The organism is Vreelandella indica (assembly GCF_037070225.1).
Lineage (GTDB): Bacteria > Pseudomonadota > Gammaproteobacteria > Pseudomonadales > Halomonadaceae > Vreelandella > Vreelandella arctica.
Genome location: NZ_JBANSO010000022.1, coordinates 52,503 through 66,193 on the forward strand (window position 1 = coordinate 52,503; position 13,691 = coordinate 66,193).

The window sequence follows — 13,691 nt, forward strand, 5'->3', positions numbered from 1 at the left end:
TCCTTCCCCAGCCAAATGAGAATATTAAGCGGGGGCTTTGGCGTGCTCGGGGCTATGGGCGGCGTGTAAGCGTGCGATCAGCTGGTCTTCCAGCGCGAAGCGTTCGGTAAGGCCACGCGCTAGACGGTCGATCCAGGCAGGCAAACGGGCAATATTTTGCTCGCAGCGAAGGGTAGAGCCGAAATCGGTATCAAACTCCAGAACCATCTCGGTTGACATTTCCAGACGCTCAAGCAACTTCTCTGCGATAACTAACGCAGCCTCATCACCAAAGGCCTGCGCCTCTTCCGATAGCTGAGGATAAATCTCAAAGTGACCGGCGCTGATGTAGTCCATCAATAGCTCACTGAAGGTATCAATGGGTGCTTTGCTCACCGCTTCCAGTTCAGCGTCACACGCCTCTTTTAGCTCAATAAAGCTGACTAACAACTGACGACGCTGATCCAGCCAGCGGTCGATCAGAGCATGCACGCCTCCCCAGCGCTCCAGGGCATTTTTGCAATCTTCGAGCATGGGGTTTCTCCTTAAACTCACCGATTTAACGACCATTAGCCGGTCTAAATAACGAGTAGGCTTAGAGTCGCGCCTACACCTACCTCTGTCAATCCCAGCAGGCGCGGTTTCCTTGGTACAAAGGGTTCATTAATAATAACCCTTTCTTCTATAGCTAATAACCAGCGCCCTCATACCAGCTCATACCAACTGGCTTGGCTTGACCTTGCCTGAAATGATGCTCTCACTTTAGCGCCAGTATTGCGAGCAAAGCCGTATGCAACGTATGCCAAGCAGATAACGCACCGGGCTGTAGCCTTATGACGACACCGTTCTCTCGATAGGCTATAACATGGCTTGCTCTAAACCAGTAGCGACCAAATGGCCGCTGAGTTTGTTGTTCTAAACGATATTTTTCAGCAAGATGACATTCGTTAAAAAATGCGGCAAGGGTTAATTAAAACAAGGAAATTACCATGAAAATGCTATCCCGCTTTGGCCTTGGCTTACTGCTCTCTTCAAGCGTGCTAAGCGCACATGCTGAAGACGTCAAAATTGGTATGATCACCACGCTTTCAGGCGGGGGCTCGCACCTGGGCGTGGACGTTCGCGATGGCTTTATGCTGGCGCTCGAGCAGTCGGGCCGGGACGATGTGGAAGTGCTGATCCAGGATGACGCTAGACGCCCGGATCTGGCGCGCAGCTTGTCTAATGAGTTCATGCAGCGAGATGAGGTCGATATTCTGACCGGGATTATCTGGTCGAACCTGGCGATGGCGGTCGTACCGTCAGTGGTGCGTCAGGGCACCTTCTACCTCTCCCCCAATGCCGGCCCTTCCGACCTGGCTGGCCGCATGTGCCACGAAAACTACTTTAACGTGGCGTATCAGAACGACAACCTGCATGGCGCCATGGGTGCCTACATGCGCGAACAGGGTTATGAGCGTCCGATCATCATGGCGCCCAACTACCCGGCGGGCACCGATGCACTGGCGGGCTTCAAGCACCTTTATGAGGGTGAAGTCGTCGGTGAGCTCTATACCCAAATGGGCCAGACCGACTACGCGGCCGAAATCGCTCAGATTCGCGATAGCGATGCCGACAGCCTGTTTTTCTTCCTGCCCGGCGGCATGGGCATTTCGTTTATGAAGCAGTGGGAAAGCTCGGGCGTTGACATGCCGATCTTTGGCGCGGCGTTCTCGTTTGATGAAATTCTTATCAAAGCGGTCGGCAGTGCTGCGATTGGTGCCCGCAATACATCACTGTGGGCCTACGATCTGGAAAACGAAGCCAACGACCGCTTCGTCGAGGGCTTCCAAGCCGCCTATGACCGCATGCCGACGCTCTACGCGGCACAGGGTTATGACACTGCCAATCTGATTCTCAGCGCGCTGGAAACTGCCCACCCCGATGACAAAGATGCCTTCCGCGAAGCACTGCGGGCCGCTGACTTTGATAGCGTGCGCGGTGAGTTCCGCTTTGGCCCCAACCAGCACCCCATCCAGGATATTTATGTACGTGAAGTGGTGGAAGGTGATGATGGCGAGCCCACCAATCGCCTGATCGGTGTGGCGATTGAAGATATCCAGGATGTCTACTACGAGCAGTGCGACATGTAAGCTGGCCTCGGCTGGGTGCGTGCACCCAGCCATTTCTCTTCACCTTCGTCAAGGTTAACCAACGTGTCCGTTACCCTGCTAATCGAGCAACTACTTAACGGCGTTCAGCTAGGCACGATGCTGTTTTTGATGGCCAGCGGCCTCACCCTGGTGTTCGGGGTGATGGGGCTGATCAATCTTGCCCACGGCTCTTTTTACATGGTGGGCGCCTATGCCACGGCCGCGGTCACAGCCTCAACAGGCTCTTTTCTGATCGGCCTGGCGGCAGGCATGACGGCCGCAGCCCTGGTCGGCGCACTGGTCGAGCTGCTGGTCATACGCCGTCTTTATCACCGCCCTCACCTCGACCAGGTGTTGGCGACCTTTGCACTGATACTGATCTTCTCAGAAGGCACACGCTGGATCTTCGGCTCTTCGCCTCTATGGCTGAGTCCGCCCTCCTGGCTTACGGGGTTTGTTACTCTGCCGGGGGATACCCGCTACCCGGTCTACCGGCTAGTGCTGATCGGGGTGGGGGTCGCTATCGCGATTGCCCTTTATCTGCTGATTTCCCGCACACGGCTAGGCATGCGCATTCGGGCGGGCGAAAGCGACCGCGAAATGATTAGCGCACTAGGGGTCAACATTGCCAAGCTGTATACCGTGGTGTTTGCCCTGGGGGCTGCGCTGGCGGGCCTGGCCGGCGCGCTGGTGGGGGCATTACAGTCTGTGCAGGTCGGCATGGGCGAGCCGGTGCTGATCCTAGCCTTCGTGGTCATCGTGATCGGCGGTATCGGCTCGATCAAGGGCGCGCTGTTCGGGGCGCTGCTGGTGGGGGTTGTCGATACCTTGGGGCGCGTCTACCTGCCGCTGTTTTTCCAAACATTCATGCCGCCTTCTGAAGCCACTGGGGTCGGTTCTTCACTGGCTGCGATGCTGATTTATATCCTCATGGCCGTCATCCTCGCGTTCAAGCCCAAGGGACTGTTTGCTGCCAATGACTAATACCACTTCCCTTTCCAAGAACGCTGCGCCAGCCACCCACGCGGAGAGCCACTTCGACCGCAAGGGGCTGGTTCAGATGATCCTGCTCGGCCTGCTGCTGTTACTGCCCGTGGCCGCCTATTTTTTGGGTCACACTTATTACGTCAATCTGGCCTCGCGGGTCACCATCATTGCCATGGCAGCCGTCGGGCTCAACCTGGCGATTGGCTATGGCGGCATGGTGAGCTTCGGTCATGCGGCCTATTTTGGCCTGGGTGGCTACGTGGCGGGCATCAGCGCCTACCATGCCTTCGACATGACGCCATTCATGAGCTGGCCCTTCAGCGTGCCGGGCAGCGATAGCCTACTGGTGGTATGGCTGGCCGCCGTCGTGCTGTGCGCCCTGCTGGCCCTGGCGATCGGCGCCATTTCGCTACGCACCACCGGCGTCTACTTCATCATGATCACCCTCGCCTTTGCGCAGATGATCTACTACTTTGCCAACTCCTGGCCCACCTACGGCGGTCAGGATGGGCTGCCTATCTATATCCGCAACACCCTGCCCCAGGTCGGTAACAACTTGTTCGACAGCAGTGATGCATTGACCTATTTCCTGATCTGCTTCACCGGGCTGGTACTGGCCATGGCGATCACCTCGCGACTGATGAAATCGCGCTTTGGTGCTGCGCTGACCATGGCACGTCTGAATGACGTACGACTGGCAACGGCGGGGGTCAGCCCGTATCCCATTCGTCTGGTGGCGTTCGTTATCTCGGCGGCCATCACCGGGCTTGCCGGGGCGCTCTACGCGGACCTGAACGGCTTCGTCAGCCCTTCGATGCTTAGCTGGCACTTCTCCGGCGAGCTGATGGTCATCGTCATCCTGGGGGGCGTGGGGCGCCTTTATGGCCCGCTGGCCGGGGCGGTGCTGTTTGTGATGATGGAAACCTTCCTGGGTGGCATCACCGAGTACTGGCAACTCTTTCTAGGGCTGGTGCTGCTTGGCGTCGTGCTGTTTGCCAAGCACGGTGTGATGGGTTGGCTGGCCGGGAGTGAGCGCAATGAGTGAAGCTGTCCTGTCACTGCAAAAACTACATAAGCGCTTTGGAGCACTACAGGCGACTAACGATGTGTCGCTGGATCTTAAGCAGGGAGAAATCCATGCCCTGATTGGTCCCAACGGCGCGGGTAAATCTACGTTAATCGGCCAGATTGCTGGCAGCCTGCGCCCCGACGAGGGCCGCGTTTATCTGGCTGGTACCGACATTACCACGATGAGCATTGCCGAGCGCGCACGTCTTGGACTGGGGCGGAGCTTTCAGGTGTCATCGCTGGCTGAACCGCTATCGGTGATCCGCAATGTGATGATGGGCGTACAAGCGCTACAGAGTCACAGTTTTCGGTTCTGGAAGCCCGTCGCCAAAGATCAACAGCTGCTAAAGCCAGCTTATGAGGCGCTGGAACGGATGCAGCTCAGCCACCGCGCCTGGACACCGGTATTCGAGCTTTCCCACGGTGAGCGTCGTCAGGTTGAAGTCGCCTGTGCCCTGGCGCTCAAGCCCCGTGCCCTGTTGCTGGATGAGCCAATGGCTGGTTTGGGTCCGGAGGGCTCGGCAAAACTGACCGAGCTGCTCGAGGCGCTGAAGCTGGAAGTGCCCATTCTGCTGATCGAACACGACATGGAAGCGGTTTTTCGTTTGGCTGATCGTATTTCGGTGCTGGTCTCTGGCAGCGTAATCGCCCATGGCGACAGCCAGACAATTAAGCAGGATCCACGCGTTCGGGAAGCCTACCTGGGAGATTCTGATGCTTAAAGTTGCTGACATTGAGACGTTTTATGGACCCTCCCAGGCGCTGTTTGGCGTAAGCCTTGACGTTAACGCCGGTGAAATGGTGGCTTTAATGGGGCGTAACGGTATGGGCAAAACCACCACCATTCGCTCGATCTTTGGGCTGACCCCAGCCAGCCGCGGCACCATTGAGTTCGAAGCTCAAAATATACGTCGCCTGCCCGCTTATCGCATTGCTAAGTCGGGGCTTGGCTTGGTGCCGGAGGGTCGTCGCTGCTTTCCCAACTTATCGGTACGCGAAAATTTGCTGGTCACGGCCCGCCCGGGCGAGTGGACACTGGAGAAAGTGGAAACGCTATTTCCGCGCTTGGAAGAACGCCGCGCGCAAATGGCCAAAACGCTCTCTGGTGGCGAACAACAGATGCTGGCCATTGGCCGTGCGCTAATGACCAACCCACGTCTTCTGGTGCTGGATGAAGCCACTGAAGGGTTAGCACCGGTGATTCGACAGGAGATCTGGCGGGCGATTCGGCTGCTCAAAGAGCAGGGTCAGGCCACCTTGTTGGTCGATAAGTCGTTAAGCGAAATTCTGCCCATCGCTGACCGCTGCACCATTTTAGAAAAAGGCTGCACGGTATGGGATGGCAAACCCGCTGCGCTGGACAGCGTTATCCGCGACCGTTACCTGGGCGTTTAGGCGTGAAATGCTTTAATCCACTCAACAAAGCAGCCATCGTTGAGATAGTGCTCAAGAATCGAGAAGTGATCCACGTCGGGAAGTAGCTGCTGAGTCACTGTTTGGCCTTGCTGGCTCAAATGCTCAGCGTAGCTACTCATCTGCCTTTCAAACTCTTCAGACTCCCCTGCTCCAGCCACCAGCTTTATAGGCGCAGGCACCCGGCACGGCAGCCATAATGGGCTGAACTCCTGCACATCCCGCCCGCTGAGTTGAAGCTTGGGCTGCAGCCATGACCATGGGAAGGGCCGCAAGTCGTATAACCCGCTGATACAGAGGGCGCCGCGAATCAGTTGATTTGGCAACCCAAAGGCGCCTTCCCAATCCGTCGACATCAGCATGGCGCATAGATGCCCGCCCGCCGAGTGTCCCGAAATACTCAGCTGTTCCGGATCGACGCCCACCTCAGCGGCATGCTTGTACAGGTAGGCAATCGCGGCCTGACTCTGCCGTACCAGTTCGCTAAAGCGTACCTGCGGGCAGAGCGCGTAGTTGACCACCGCGACAGTGATACCGGCATTCACCAGATCATCGACAATAAAGCTGAATTCACGATGGCTCAGCGAGCGCCAGTAGCCGCCATGGAAGAACACATGCACCGGGGCTTTTGGATGCTCGTCATGAGATGCATCGGCATGAAAGATATCCATGCGCTCAGCAAGCGTTGGGCCATAAGGCAGATCGAGCGTTGTACGATGGCTGGCTCTTGATGCTTCGCTGCGCTCACGCCACGCCTTTACCAACACCAACGGGTCTCGCCCCACCATCGGGTCGTAGGCGCGGTCGATCTCTTCCTGAGTCGTGAAGTGTCGATAAAGCATGCCGATCTCCTTATAGCTGGCGCTTCTTATCCCTGGCGCATGGCTAACCCCGGCTTTTAACCAGCATCCATAACGGGGCGATTGCCAGAATGGCAAAACCGATCAGCGTCCAGGCGGGTAGCGAGAGGCCTAACAGCGAGAAATCGATATTAGCGCACTCCCCCGAGCCGGTCAGCACCATGGCCACCACCTCCTGCATGGGCAGGATGTCCATCATGTAATCAAGCCCGGGGCCGCAGGAAGGCACTTCATCGGCGGGCAAGCCTTGCAGCCAGACGTGACGCCCGGCGATAAAGGCACCGGTGCCTACGGCAGCCAGCGCCAGCACTCCGTAAATTACTTTACCGACCCGCCCGGCCGGGCTATGGATGGCGGCAATGGCAAACACAATGCCCGCCGCGATCACCGCGACACGCTGGAAAATGCATAGCGGGCAAGGCTCAAAGCCACCGATATGCTCCAGGCCAAGCGCCACCGCCATCATTAGAACGCAGAAGGCCAAACCGGCCAGGGCAACCGAACGATAAGCATGCAGGATCATTGATGAGCCTCAGATGGCAACGCGGAAAGGGCCCGGGACTCGCGCGCCTTGGCGAAATAAGCCTCTAGAAACGCTTCAAAGGTTTCATTATCAGCGGCTTCAATATCGCGCTGCTGCTGGTGCGAGGTTTCAATCAGTTGAGCAAGTAGCGCTTCACGGCTGCGCTGCATAGGTTCTGCTTTCAGCTGCTCCGCCTGCTCCTGGGCCAGGCTAAGCATTAAATCACTTAGCGAGCCGCCGTTCGCTTTGAGCCGTTCGAGCACCTGGGCTGATGGCGTTAGCGAAGGGTCTGCTAGGCGTGGAGCGAGTTCTGCTAGCGCGTCAGCATGAGGGCTTCCCTCTTCGACGGCATCCAGCAGGCGGGCGACTTCCCCCATCTCGGCGAATATTTGTTCGCCCCACTCACGCACCGACGTCGTTTCACCATGATTAAACAGTTTGAGCTCAGGATCACGGCCGCGCTCGACGACCCAGCGACGGTTGTCATCCAAGCGGTCACACTCTTCGTCGGAGATCCACGGGCTGTCGCTGAGCAGGCACCACATTAGGAAGGTGTCCACAAAGCGCATCTGGGTTTCGGTCACGCCGAGAGGGTCGAAAGGATTGAGATCGAGACAGCGCACTTCGATGTACTCCACGCCACGGGCTTCGAGGGCTTGGCTGGGGGTTTCGTTGTGCTTGGCGACACGCTTGGGGCGAATATCGCTGTAGTACTCGTTTTCGATCTGCAGAATATTGGCGTTCAGCTGACGCCATTCGCCATCGACGTTAACGCCCATTTTCTCATAGTCCGGCCATGGCGATGAGATGGCATGACGCAGGGTGTTGACGTAGTTAGATAGCGAGTTAAAACAGATTTTGAGCTGCGACTGCACCTTGTTCTGGTACCCCAGGTCGGACATACGTAGCGTCGTCGCGTAGGGCGCAAAATAGGTGTCGTCGCTGAGTGCCTGCAGCTTTTCAGGCACTTTTCCTTCCGGCAAGAAGCTCTTGTCGATAGCCGGTGAGGCGCCAAACAGATAGAGCAGTAGCCAGCTGTGGCGGCGAAAGTGGCGGATCATGCCGAAATAGCGGGTAGAGCGGTAATCGTTGAACGGGATGTTGGTGGCTTTATCCAGTTCACGCAGGGCATGCCACATGTCATCGGGCAACGATACGTTGTAGTGAACGCCCGCAATCGCCTGCATGATGCGGCCGTAGCGCATGTCCAGCCCCTTGCGGTAAACATGCTTCATGGTGCCGACATTGGAGCAGCCGTAGTCGGCAATCGGCACGCTGTCATTACCTGAAAGCCGTGATGGCATACTGCCAGGCCAGATCCATTCATCCTGCAGGTGGTGATAAGTAAAGGTATGCAGGTCAGACAGAAACGACAGCGCTTCACTCGGGTCGGAGTAAACCGGCGTGATGTACTCAAGCAGCGACTCTGAATAGTCGGTGGTGATATGCGGATGTGTCAATTTAGAGCCTAACGCGTGGGGGTGCGGCGTTTGGGCAATGTGTCCATTGGCATCAACCCGCAGCCCCTCTTTTTCAAGCCCACGACGCAGGCGGCCCAACCGACCAAGGCGCGCACTGGGGATCAGGCGCTCGACTTGCGCGGTCAGCGCAGATGGCACAGTGAGTAGTTCAGGCAAGGTGAACACTCCTTGTCAGTAAAGCCCGCTGTGAGCGGGCCTTGGTGTAGTCAGGTGGCATCGCCATCATCGCTGTTTCAAAAATAGAAACCAGGATATGGCGGCAACCATGTTTTTTTCAAGACACGACGCTATTCAAGACACGACGCTTTTCCAAACATTAGCTTTCAAAGCGCGCGACTATTTGCCACCACGCGCTTTTAACAGCGCGGCGCCTAACGCGCCCATTGGCGCCGGTGCTTCAGTTGTCCTTGCACTGCTGCGCGCAGGTTTACGCGAGCCGCTATGCTGTTGTGTTGGCGAGCCATTGCTCTTATTAGCCGCGTTTTCGGTTTCCGGCTGGTCATCCAACCGCATCGACAGCCCTACCCGCTTACGCGGAATATCCACACTCATGACCTTAACGGTGACGATGTCCCCGGCTTTCACCACGCTGCGTGGGTCGTCGATAAAGCGGTCCGACAGTGCTGAGATATGCACCAAGCCATCCTGATGGACACCGATATCCACAAAAGCACCAAAGTGTGTCACGTTGGTGACCGTGCCTTCGAGCACCATCGAGAGTTTAAGATCGTTAAGTGTTTCGACCCCTTCGCGGAACTCGGCGGCTTTAAATTCCGGGCGCGGATCGCGACCAGGCTTATCCAGCTCTTTCAAGATATCGCTCACCGTGGGCACACCAAAGCGCTCATCGGCAAAGTCGGCAGGCTTTAACGCTTTTAACGCGGCACTGTCGCCAATCAAGCCGCGTACTTCACGACCGCTCTGCTTGGCGATACGCTCGACCAGCGGATAGGCTTCCGGGTGAACGGCGCTGGCATCCAGGGGATTATCGGCATTGTGAATGCGCAGGAAACCGGCGCACTGTTCAAAGGTTTTTGCGCCCAGTCGGCTAACTTCTAATAGCTCTTTACGGCTTCTGAAGGCGCCCTTAACGTTGCGCTGAGCAACGATATTTTCAGCCAGCGCAGCACTTAACCCCGCCACTCGCGAAAGCAGTGCACTAGACGCGGTGTTGAGGTCGACGCCCACAGCGTTAACACAGTCTTCAATCACGACTTCCAGGCTACGCGATAGCTGCACCTGGGAGACATCGTGCTGATACTGGCCCACCCCAATCGATTTGGGTTCGATTTTAACCAATTCAGCGAGAGGGTCTTGCAGGCGACGGCCAATCGAGACAGCGCCCCGCACGGTAACATCGAGATCGGGCATTTCCCGGGAAGCGTACTCAGAAGCGGAGTAGACCGAGGCGCCCGCCTCCGACACCATTACTTTACTCACGCGGTGCGCTGGGGCCAGCGCTTTCAGTAACTCGCCCGCCAGCTTGTCAGTTTCACGGCTGGCGGTACCGTTGCCTACCGCAATCAGCTCGACGCCGTGCTGCTTGACCAGCTTGGCCAGCACGCTCAAAGACTCATTCCACTGGTTTTGCGGTGCGTGCGGGTAGATGGTGGTGTGATCGACAAACTGGCCGGTGGCATCGATCACCGCGATCTTGCAGCCGGTGCGCTGACCGGGGTCGATGGCAAGCGTCACTTTCTGCCCCGCCGGTGCGGCTAGCAGCAGGTCTTTCAGGTTGGCTGCAAAAACCTCGATCGCTGTGAGCTCGGCCTGTTCGCGTAAGCGGCCAAGCAGCTCGGTCTCAAGCGCAGTGTAAAGCTTAACGCGCCAAGTCCAGCGCACCACTTCGGCTAGCCATTTATCCGCCGCGCGGCCCTGGTCGCTGATGCCGAAGTGCCTAGCAATCGTGACCTGGGCGGGATGCACTGGGGCTTCCTCTTCACCGGGCAGGCGAATCGACAGGCTCAACACGCCTTCATTACGCGCCCGGAACATCGCCAGGGCACGGTGTGACGGCGCTTTGGCGAGTTTTTCGTCGTGCTCGAAATAATCGGAGAATTTGGCGCCCTCCTGCTGCTTGCCTTCCAGCACACGGGCGCTGAGTTCGCCCTCTTGCCAAAGTCGTTCACGCAGTTGGCCGATCAGTTCGGGGTCTTCCGCGAAGCGCTCCATCAATATCTGCTTGGCGCCATCCAGGGCGGCCTTGGCATCCTCGATGGCGGGGATATCACCCTCTGCCGGTCGCAGGTAGTTGCCAGCTTCGCTTTCGGGATTGAGTGTCGGGTCGGCCAACAGCGCATCGGCCAGTGGTTCGAGCCCCGCCTCGCGGGCAATCTGCGCTTTGGTACGGCGCTTCTTCTTAAAGGGTAGGTATAAATCTTCCAGCCGCTGCTTGGTCTCTGCGCCCTCGATACTTGCTTTCAGCGGGCCATCCAGCTTGCCCTGCTCATCAATGGCGGCGATCACCGCGGCGCGGCGCTCTTCCAGCTCGCGCAGGTAGCGCAGGCGCTCATCCAGTTGGCGCAGTTGAATATCGTCCAGCGCACCGGTGACTTCTTTACGGTAACGGGCAATAAACGGCACGGTGGCACCGCCATCCAGCAGCTCTACCGTGGCGGCGACTTGTTCGGGTCTTACGCTTAGCTCGGTGGCTAGGCGGGAAATAATACGCTGATTGACATCCATAAATTGCAACTAACTCATGCAGCATTTTTAAGTGCCAATAAGGTATCACAAACGTGCCATGGCTGGCATGACTTGCGGCATCAGCGCCGCCAGCCATGATCATCCCAAAAGGGGCGTCGTGCTTCACGCTGAACGGCTTCGCGGCTGAGGCCAATATCTTTCAACATATCGTCGCTCAAATGGCGCAAGGTATCCCGCTCGCGACGCAATTGGCGCCAGCGATAGAACTTTTCTCCCCAGGTAGTTCTGGGTTGTTCCTGTTTAATTGACTGGCAGTGTTCGTTCTGTAAAGGACACTGGCTGTGCTGTAAACAGGCTAACGAGCGCTCCATTTCAACCTCCCTTCGCCGCCAACAACGGCGTAGTGAATAAGTGTTGAAGGAAGTATTGAACAGCGCCTAAAGTCAATCCAACGAATACTTCTTATACCCAACATCAAAAAGATTGATAACCATGGCGACACTACCCACCATCGATCATGAGCTGCTGCGTACCTTTGTGGCGATAGTCGACCAGGGCGGATTTACCCGCGCCGCTCAGACGGTAAACCGCACTCAATCGGCCGTCAGTATGCAGATGAAACGCCTGGAAGAGGACGTTATCGAGCGCCCACTTTTCGTGCGCCAGAATCGCCAACTGTTGTTGACCAGCGAGGGCCACACGCTGCTTGGCTATGCACGCAAGATTTTATCGCTGCAGGGCGAAGCACTGACGCTGCTGCGCCAGCCGGACATGGTGGGCCGTGTACGCCTGGGCGTGCCGGATGACTATGTGATGCGCTTCCTACCCGGCATTCTGAGAACTTTCTCTCAGGCCTGGCCGTTGGTGGACGTCGATGTACATTGCGCGCCCTCTTCGGTGCTCTCCCAGCAGCCGCAAGAGAGCCTGGATCTGATCATTATGACCCGGGAAATAGGCGATGAGATTGGCACCATATTAAGACGCGAACCCATGGTATGGGTCTCCGCAGAGAGCCACAGCACCCATTTACAGACACCGGTACCGCTTGCCATATTCGAGGCACCCTGCTTTTGCCGTCGCCACGCTTGTAATGCGCTAGACCGCGCAGGACGAACCTATCGAATTGCTTACAGCAGCCCCAGTTTGGCTACCCTGCAAGCCGTTGTTGGCGCGGGTTTGGCCGTGTCTGCCTGGATGCGAAGCCTGGTCACTGCCGATATGCAGATATTGGGTGTAAAGGAGGGCTTCCCCGAATTACCAGAAGCGTCCATCGTTTTACAGCGCACCTCTTCTACCCAATCACCAATTATCGCCAGCCTAGCAGAGCATATTGTTGAAGGGTTTAGGTTGTGATGGCTGATGTTACTTTACCGGATGAGGGTTGATAGAGGCATGAACGGTCCAACTGGGAAAGCGTGGTCAGCCCTAATAGCGCCATATTGCGCTCGATTTCACGCTCTAAAAGAGTGGCAACATGCTCTACGCCTTCCTGTCCTGCGCAAGCAGCAGCGTAATTAAAGGGGCGCCCCACGAATACAAAATCAGCGCCCAGCGCCAAGGCCTTGATGATATCGGTGCCACGGCGAAACCCGCTGTCGATCATAATGGGGATATCGCTAATGCGACGCTTGATCTCTGGCAACACCTGGAGCGGAGAGATAGTGCTATCCAACTGACGGGCGCCGTGGTTGGAGAGGATAATCCCATCTACCCCGGCTTGGCGGGCACGTACCGCATCCTCGGGGTTTAGCACCCCTTTGACGATCAGCGTGTCGGGCCATAACCGCCGCACCAGATCGAGATAGCCCCAGTCAAAATGGCGACGCCCTGAGAAGTCCCGCGCTGCTTGACGAGAGATCACGGGTGCTCCCCGTTCCGCATGGTTGTTTTCGAAATGCGGCATTCCCTGTTTACAGAGCGTACGAAGAAAGGTATTACACAACCAGCCTGGCCGCATCAACCCATCGATTGCCAAGCGAAGCGTTGGCTCCAAAGGGGATGAAAAACCTGAACGCCGGAAATTATCCGGATTGGGCGGCACAGGGTAATCCAGCGTGACCACCAGCTTCTTGAAACCGGCTCGCTTGATCCGATTGAGCAGAGCTTCGATGCCTTCTGGCGTGCCGGGTAAGTATGCCTGGAACCAGTCGGCACCCTCCACCTTCGCCACCTCTTCCATAGGCACCAGCGATGAACCACTCATGATCATGGGTAAGTTGCGATTCGCTGCTGCTCGCGCTAGCACTAGGTCGCCCTGGTAAGTAGAAAGCGCACTGATGCCCATAGGGGCAATACCGAAAGGCACGGCGTAGCGTTTGCCATAAAGCTCTGTGTGCAGATCAATTTGCGACACATTGACAAACGCCTTGGGCATAAAGCGATAATCATCAAAAGCAGTGAGGTTAGCGCGCTGGGTTCGCCCATCCTCTGCGACATGATCGATATAGCCAAAAATAGGTCGTGGTAGCGCTCTTTTGGCGAGCCGTTCTACGTCGTGCAAGTTATGGATACGGGCAAGTTTTTTTCGAGTCCATCGTTGTTGGAGCCAACCTTTCACACCACCCTCCTACTGATTATTTTAGATTACCCGCCCATCTATCCA

General features: G+C 56.9%; 13 protein-coding genes. 6 read left to right on the plus strand and 7 right to left on the minus strand.

Annotation, left to right across the window (positions count from 1 at the left end; genetic code table 11):
• Positions 1 to 24: 24 nt before the first annotated feature.
• A complete protein-coding gene (gene rsd / locus V8L71_RS15140) occupies positions 25 to 513 on the minus strand; it encodes a sigma D regulator (RefSeq protein WP_336274646.1) in 489 nt (162 codons plus the stop codon).
• A 455-nt stretch (positions 514 to 968) separates the two neighbouring features.
• On the opposite strand from rsd, the gene V8L71_RS15145 reads away from it, so the two are divergent.
• The 5 genes from V8L71_RS15145 to V8L71_RS15165 all read left to right on the plus strand — a co-directional run bounded on the left by V8L71_RS15145 (position 969) and on the right by V8L71_RS15165 (position 5,561).
• Entirely contained in the window at positions 969 to 2,111 is a 1,143-nt protein-coding gene (locus V8L71_RS15145) for an ABC transporter substrate-binding protein (protein ID WP_336274647.1), read from the plus strand.
• Positions 2,112 to 2,174: 63 nt separating this feature from the next.
• Positions 2,175 to 3,095 (plus strand): branched-chain amino acid ABC transporter permease, encoded by a 921-nt coding sequence (locus tag V8L71_RS15150; RefSeq protein WP_336274648.1) that lies wholly within the window; start codon positions 2,175 to 2,177, stop codon positions 3,093 to 3,095.
• On the plus strand, positions 3,088 to 4,143 hold the full coding sequence (locus V8L71_RS15155) for a branched-chain amino acid ABC transporter permease (protein ID WP_295711879.1): 1,056 nt from the start codon (positions 3,088 to 3,090) through the stop codon (positions 4,141 to 4,143). The genes V8L71_RS15150 and V8L71_RS15155 overlap by 8 nt, the downstream gene beginning before the upstream one ends.
• Positions 4,136 to 4,888, plus strand: coding sequence for an ABC transporter ATP-binding protein (locus tag V8L71_RS15160; RefSeq protein ID WP_336274649.1), 753 nt, complete (start codon positions 4,136 to 4,138; stop codon positions 4,886 to 4,888). The genes V8L71_RS15155 and V8L71_RS15160 overlap by 8 nt, the downstream gene beginning before the upstream one ends.
• The gene (locus tag V8L71_RS15165; RefSeq protein WP_336274650.1) at positions 4,881 to 5,561 is read left to right on the plus strand and encodes an ABC transporter ATP-binding protein; all 681 of its coding nucleotides are present in this window, start codon (positions 4,881 to 4,883) and stop codon (positions 5,559 to 5,561) included. Before V8L71_RS15160 ends, V8L71_RS15165 begins: the two co-directional genes overlap by 8 nt.
• Here the strand turns inward: V8L71_RS15165 and V8L71_RS15170 are convergent.
• From V8L71_RS15170 to V8L71_RS15190, 5 genes are all read right to left on the minus strand, one after another.
• Positions 5,558 to 6,421 carry an alpha/beta hydrolase gene (locus V8L71_RS15170; protein ID WP_336274651.1) on the minus strand — a complete coding sequence of 288 codons (864 nt, stop codon included), beginning with the start codon at positions 6,419 to 6,421 and terminating at the stop codon, positions 5,558 to 5,560. The two genes, V8L71_RS15165 and V8L71_RS15170, sit on opposite strands and share 4 nt — an antisense overlap.
• Positions 6,422 to 6,464: 43 nt before the next feature.
• Positions 6,465 to 6,962, minus strand: a complete 498-nt coding sequence (locus tag V8L71_RS15175; protein WP_336274652.1) for a disulfide bond formation protein B — start codon at positions 6,960 to 6,962, stop codon at positions 6,465 to 6,467.
• Entirely contained in the window at positions 6,959 to 8,599 is a 1,641-nt protein-coding gene (gshA, locus tag V8L71_RS15180; protein ID WP_336274653.1) for a glutamate--cysteine ligase, read from the minus strand. The genes V8L71_RS15175 and gshA overlap by 4 nt, the downstream gene beginning before the upstream one ends.
• A gap of 180 nt (positions 8,600 to 8,779) precedes the next feature.
• Complete coding sequence (locus tag V8L71_RS15185) at positions 8,780 to 11,128, minus strand: Tex family protein (RefSeq protein WP_336274654.1); 2,349 nt, start codon at positions 11,126 to 11,128, stop codon at positions 8,780 to 8,782.
• An 80-nt stretch (positions 11,129 to 11,208) separates the two neighbouring features.
• Entirely contained in the window at positions 11,209 to 11,460 is a 252-nt protein-coding gene (locus V8L71_RS15190) for a DUF1127 domain-containing protein (RefSeq protein WP_176302786.1), read from the minus strand.
• Between the two features lie 121 nt (positions 11,461 to 11,581).
• Here V8L71_RS15190 and V8L71_RS15195 point away from each other — a divergent pair, with 121 nt between their 5' ends.
• The gene (locus V8L71_RS15195; RefSeq protein ID WP_336274655.1) at positions 11,582 to 12,442 is read left to right on the plus strand and encodes a LysR substrate-binding domain-containing protein; all 861 of its coding nucleotides are present in this window, start codon (positions 11,582 to 11,584) and stop codon (positions 12,440 to 12,442) included.
• On the opposite strand, the gene V8L71_RS15200 is transcribed toward V8L71_RS15195, so the two are convergent.
• Positions 12,432 to 13,646 carry an alpha-hydroxy acid oxidase gene (locus V8L71_RS15200; protein ID WP_101145323.1) on the minus strand — a complete coding sequence of 405 codons (1,215 nt, stop codon included), beginning with the start codon at positions 13,644 to 13,646 and terminating at the stop codon, positions 12,432 to 12,434. The genes V8L71_RS15195 and V8L71_RS15200 overlap by 11 nt on opposite strands.
• Positions 13,647 to 13,691 lie beyond the last annotated feature (45 nt).

What these genes read in the sequence shown, in the direction of transcription:
- rsd (WP_336274646.1), bottom strand. Translation starts at nt 513, where the DNA reads ATGCTCGAAGATTGCAAAAATGCCCTGGAGCGCTGGGGAGGCGTGCAT.
- V8L71_RS15145 (WP_336274647.1), top strand. Translation starts at nt 969, where the DNA reads ATGAAAATGCTATCCCGCTTTGGCCTTGGCTTACTGCTCTCTTCAAGC.
- V8L71_RS15155 (WP_295711879.1), top strand. Translation starts at nt 3,088, where the DNA reads ATGACTAATACCACTTCCCTTTCCAAGAACGCTGCGCCAGCCACCCAC.
- V8L71_RS15160 (WP_336274649.1), top strand. Translation starts at nt 4,136, where the DNA reads ATGAGTGAAGCTGTCCTGTCACTGCAAAAACTACATAAGCGCTTTGGA.
- V8L71_RS15165 (WP_336274650.1), top strand. Translation starts at nt 4,881, where the DNA reads ATGCTTAAAGTTGCTGACATTGAGACGTTTTATGGACCCTCCCAGGCG.
- V8L71_RS15170 (WP_336274651.1), bottom strand. Translation starts at nt 6,421, where the DNA reads ATGCTTTATCGACACTTCACGACTCAGGAAGAGATCGACCGCGCCTAC.
- V8L71_RS15175 (WP_336274652.1), bottom strand. Translation starts at nt 6,962, where the DNA reads ATGATCCTGCATGCTTATCGTTCGGTTGCCCTGGCCGGTTTGGCCTTC.
- V8L71_RS15185 (WP_336274654.1), bottom strand. Translation starts at nt 11,128, where the DNA reads ATGGATGTCAATCAGCGTATTATTTCCCGCCTAGCCACCGAGCTAAGC.
- V8L71_RS15190 (WP_176302786.1), bottom strand. Translation starts at nt 11,460, where the DNA reads ATGGAGCGCTCGTTAGCCTGTTTACAGCACAGCCAGTGTCCTTTACAG.
- V8L71_RS15195 (WP_336274655.1), top strand. Translation starts at nt 11,582, where the DNA reads ATGGCGACACTACCCACCATCGATCATGAGCTGCTGCGTACCTTTGTG.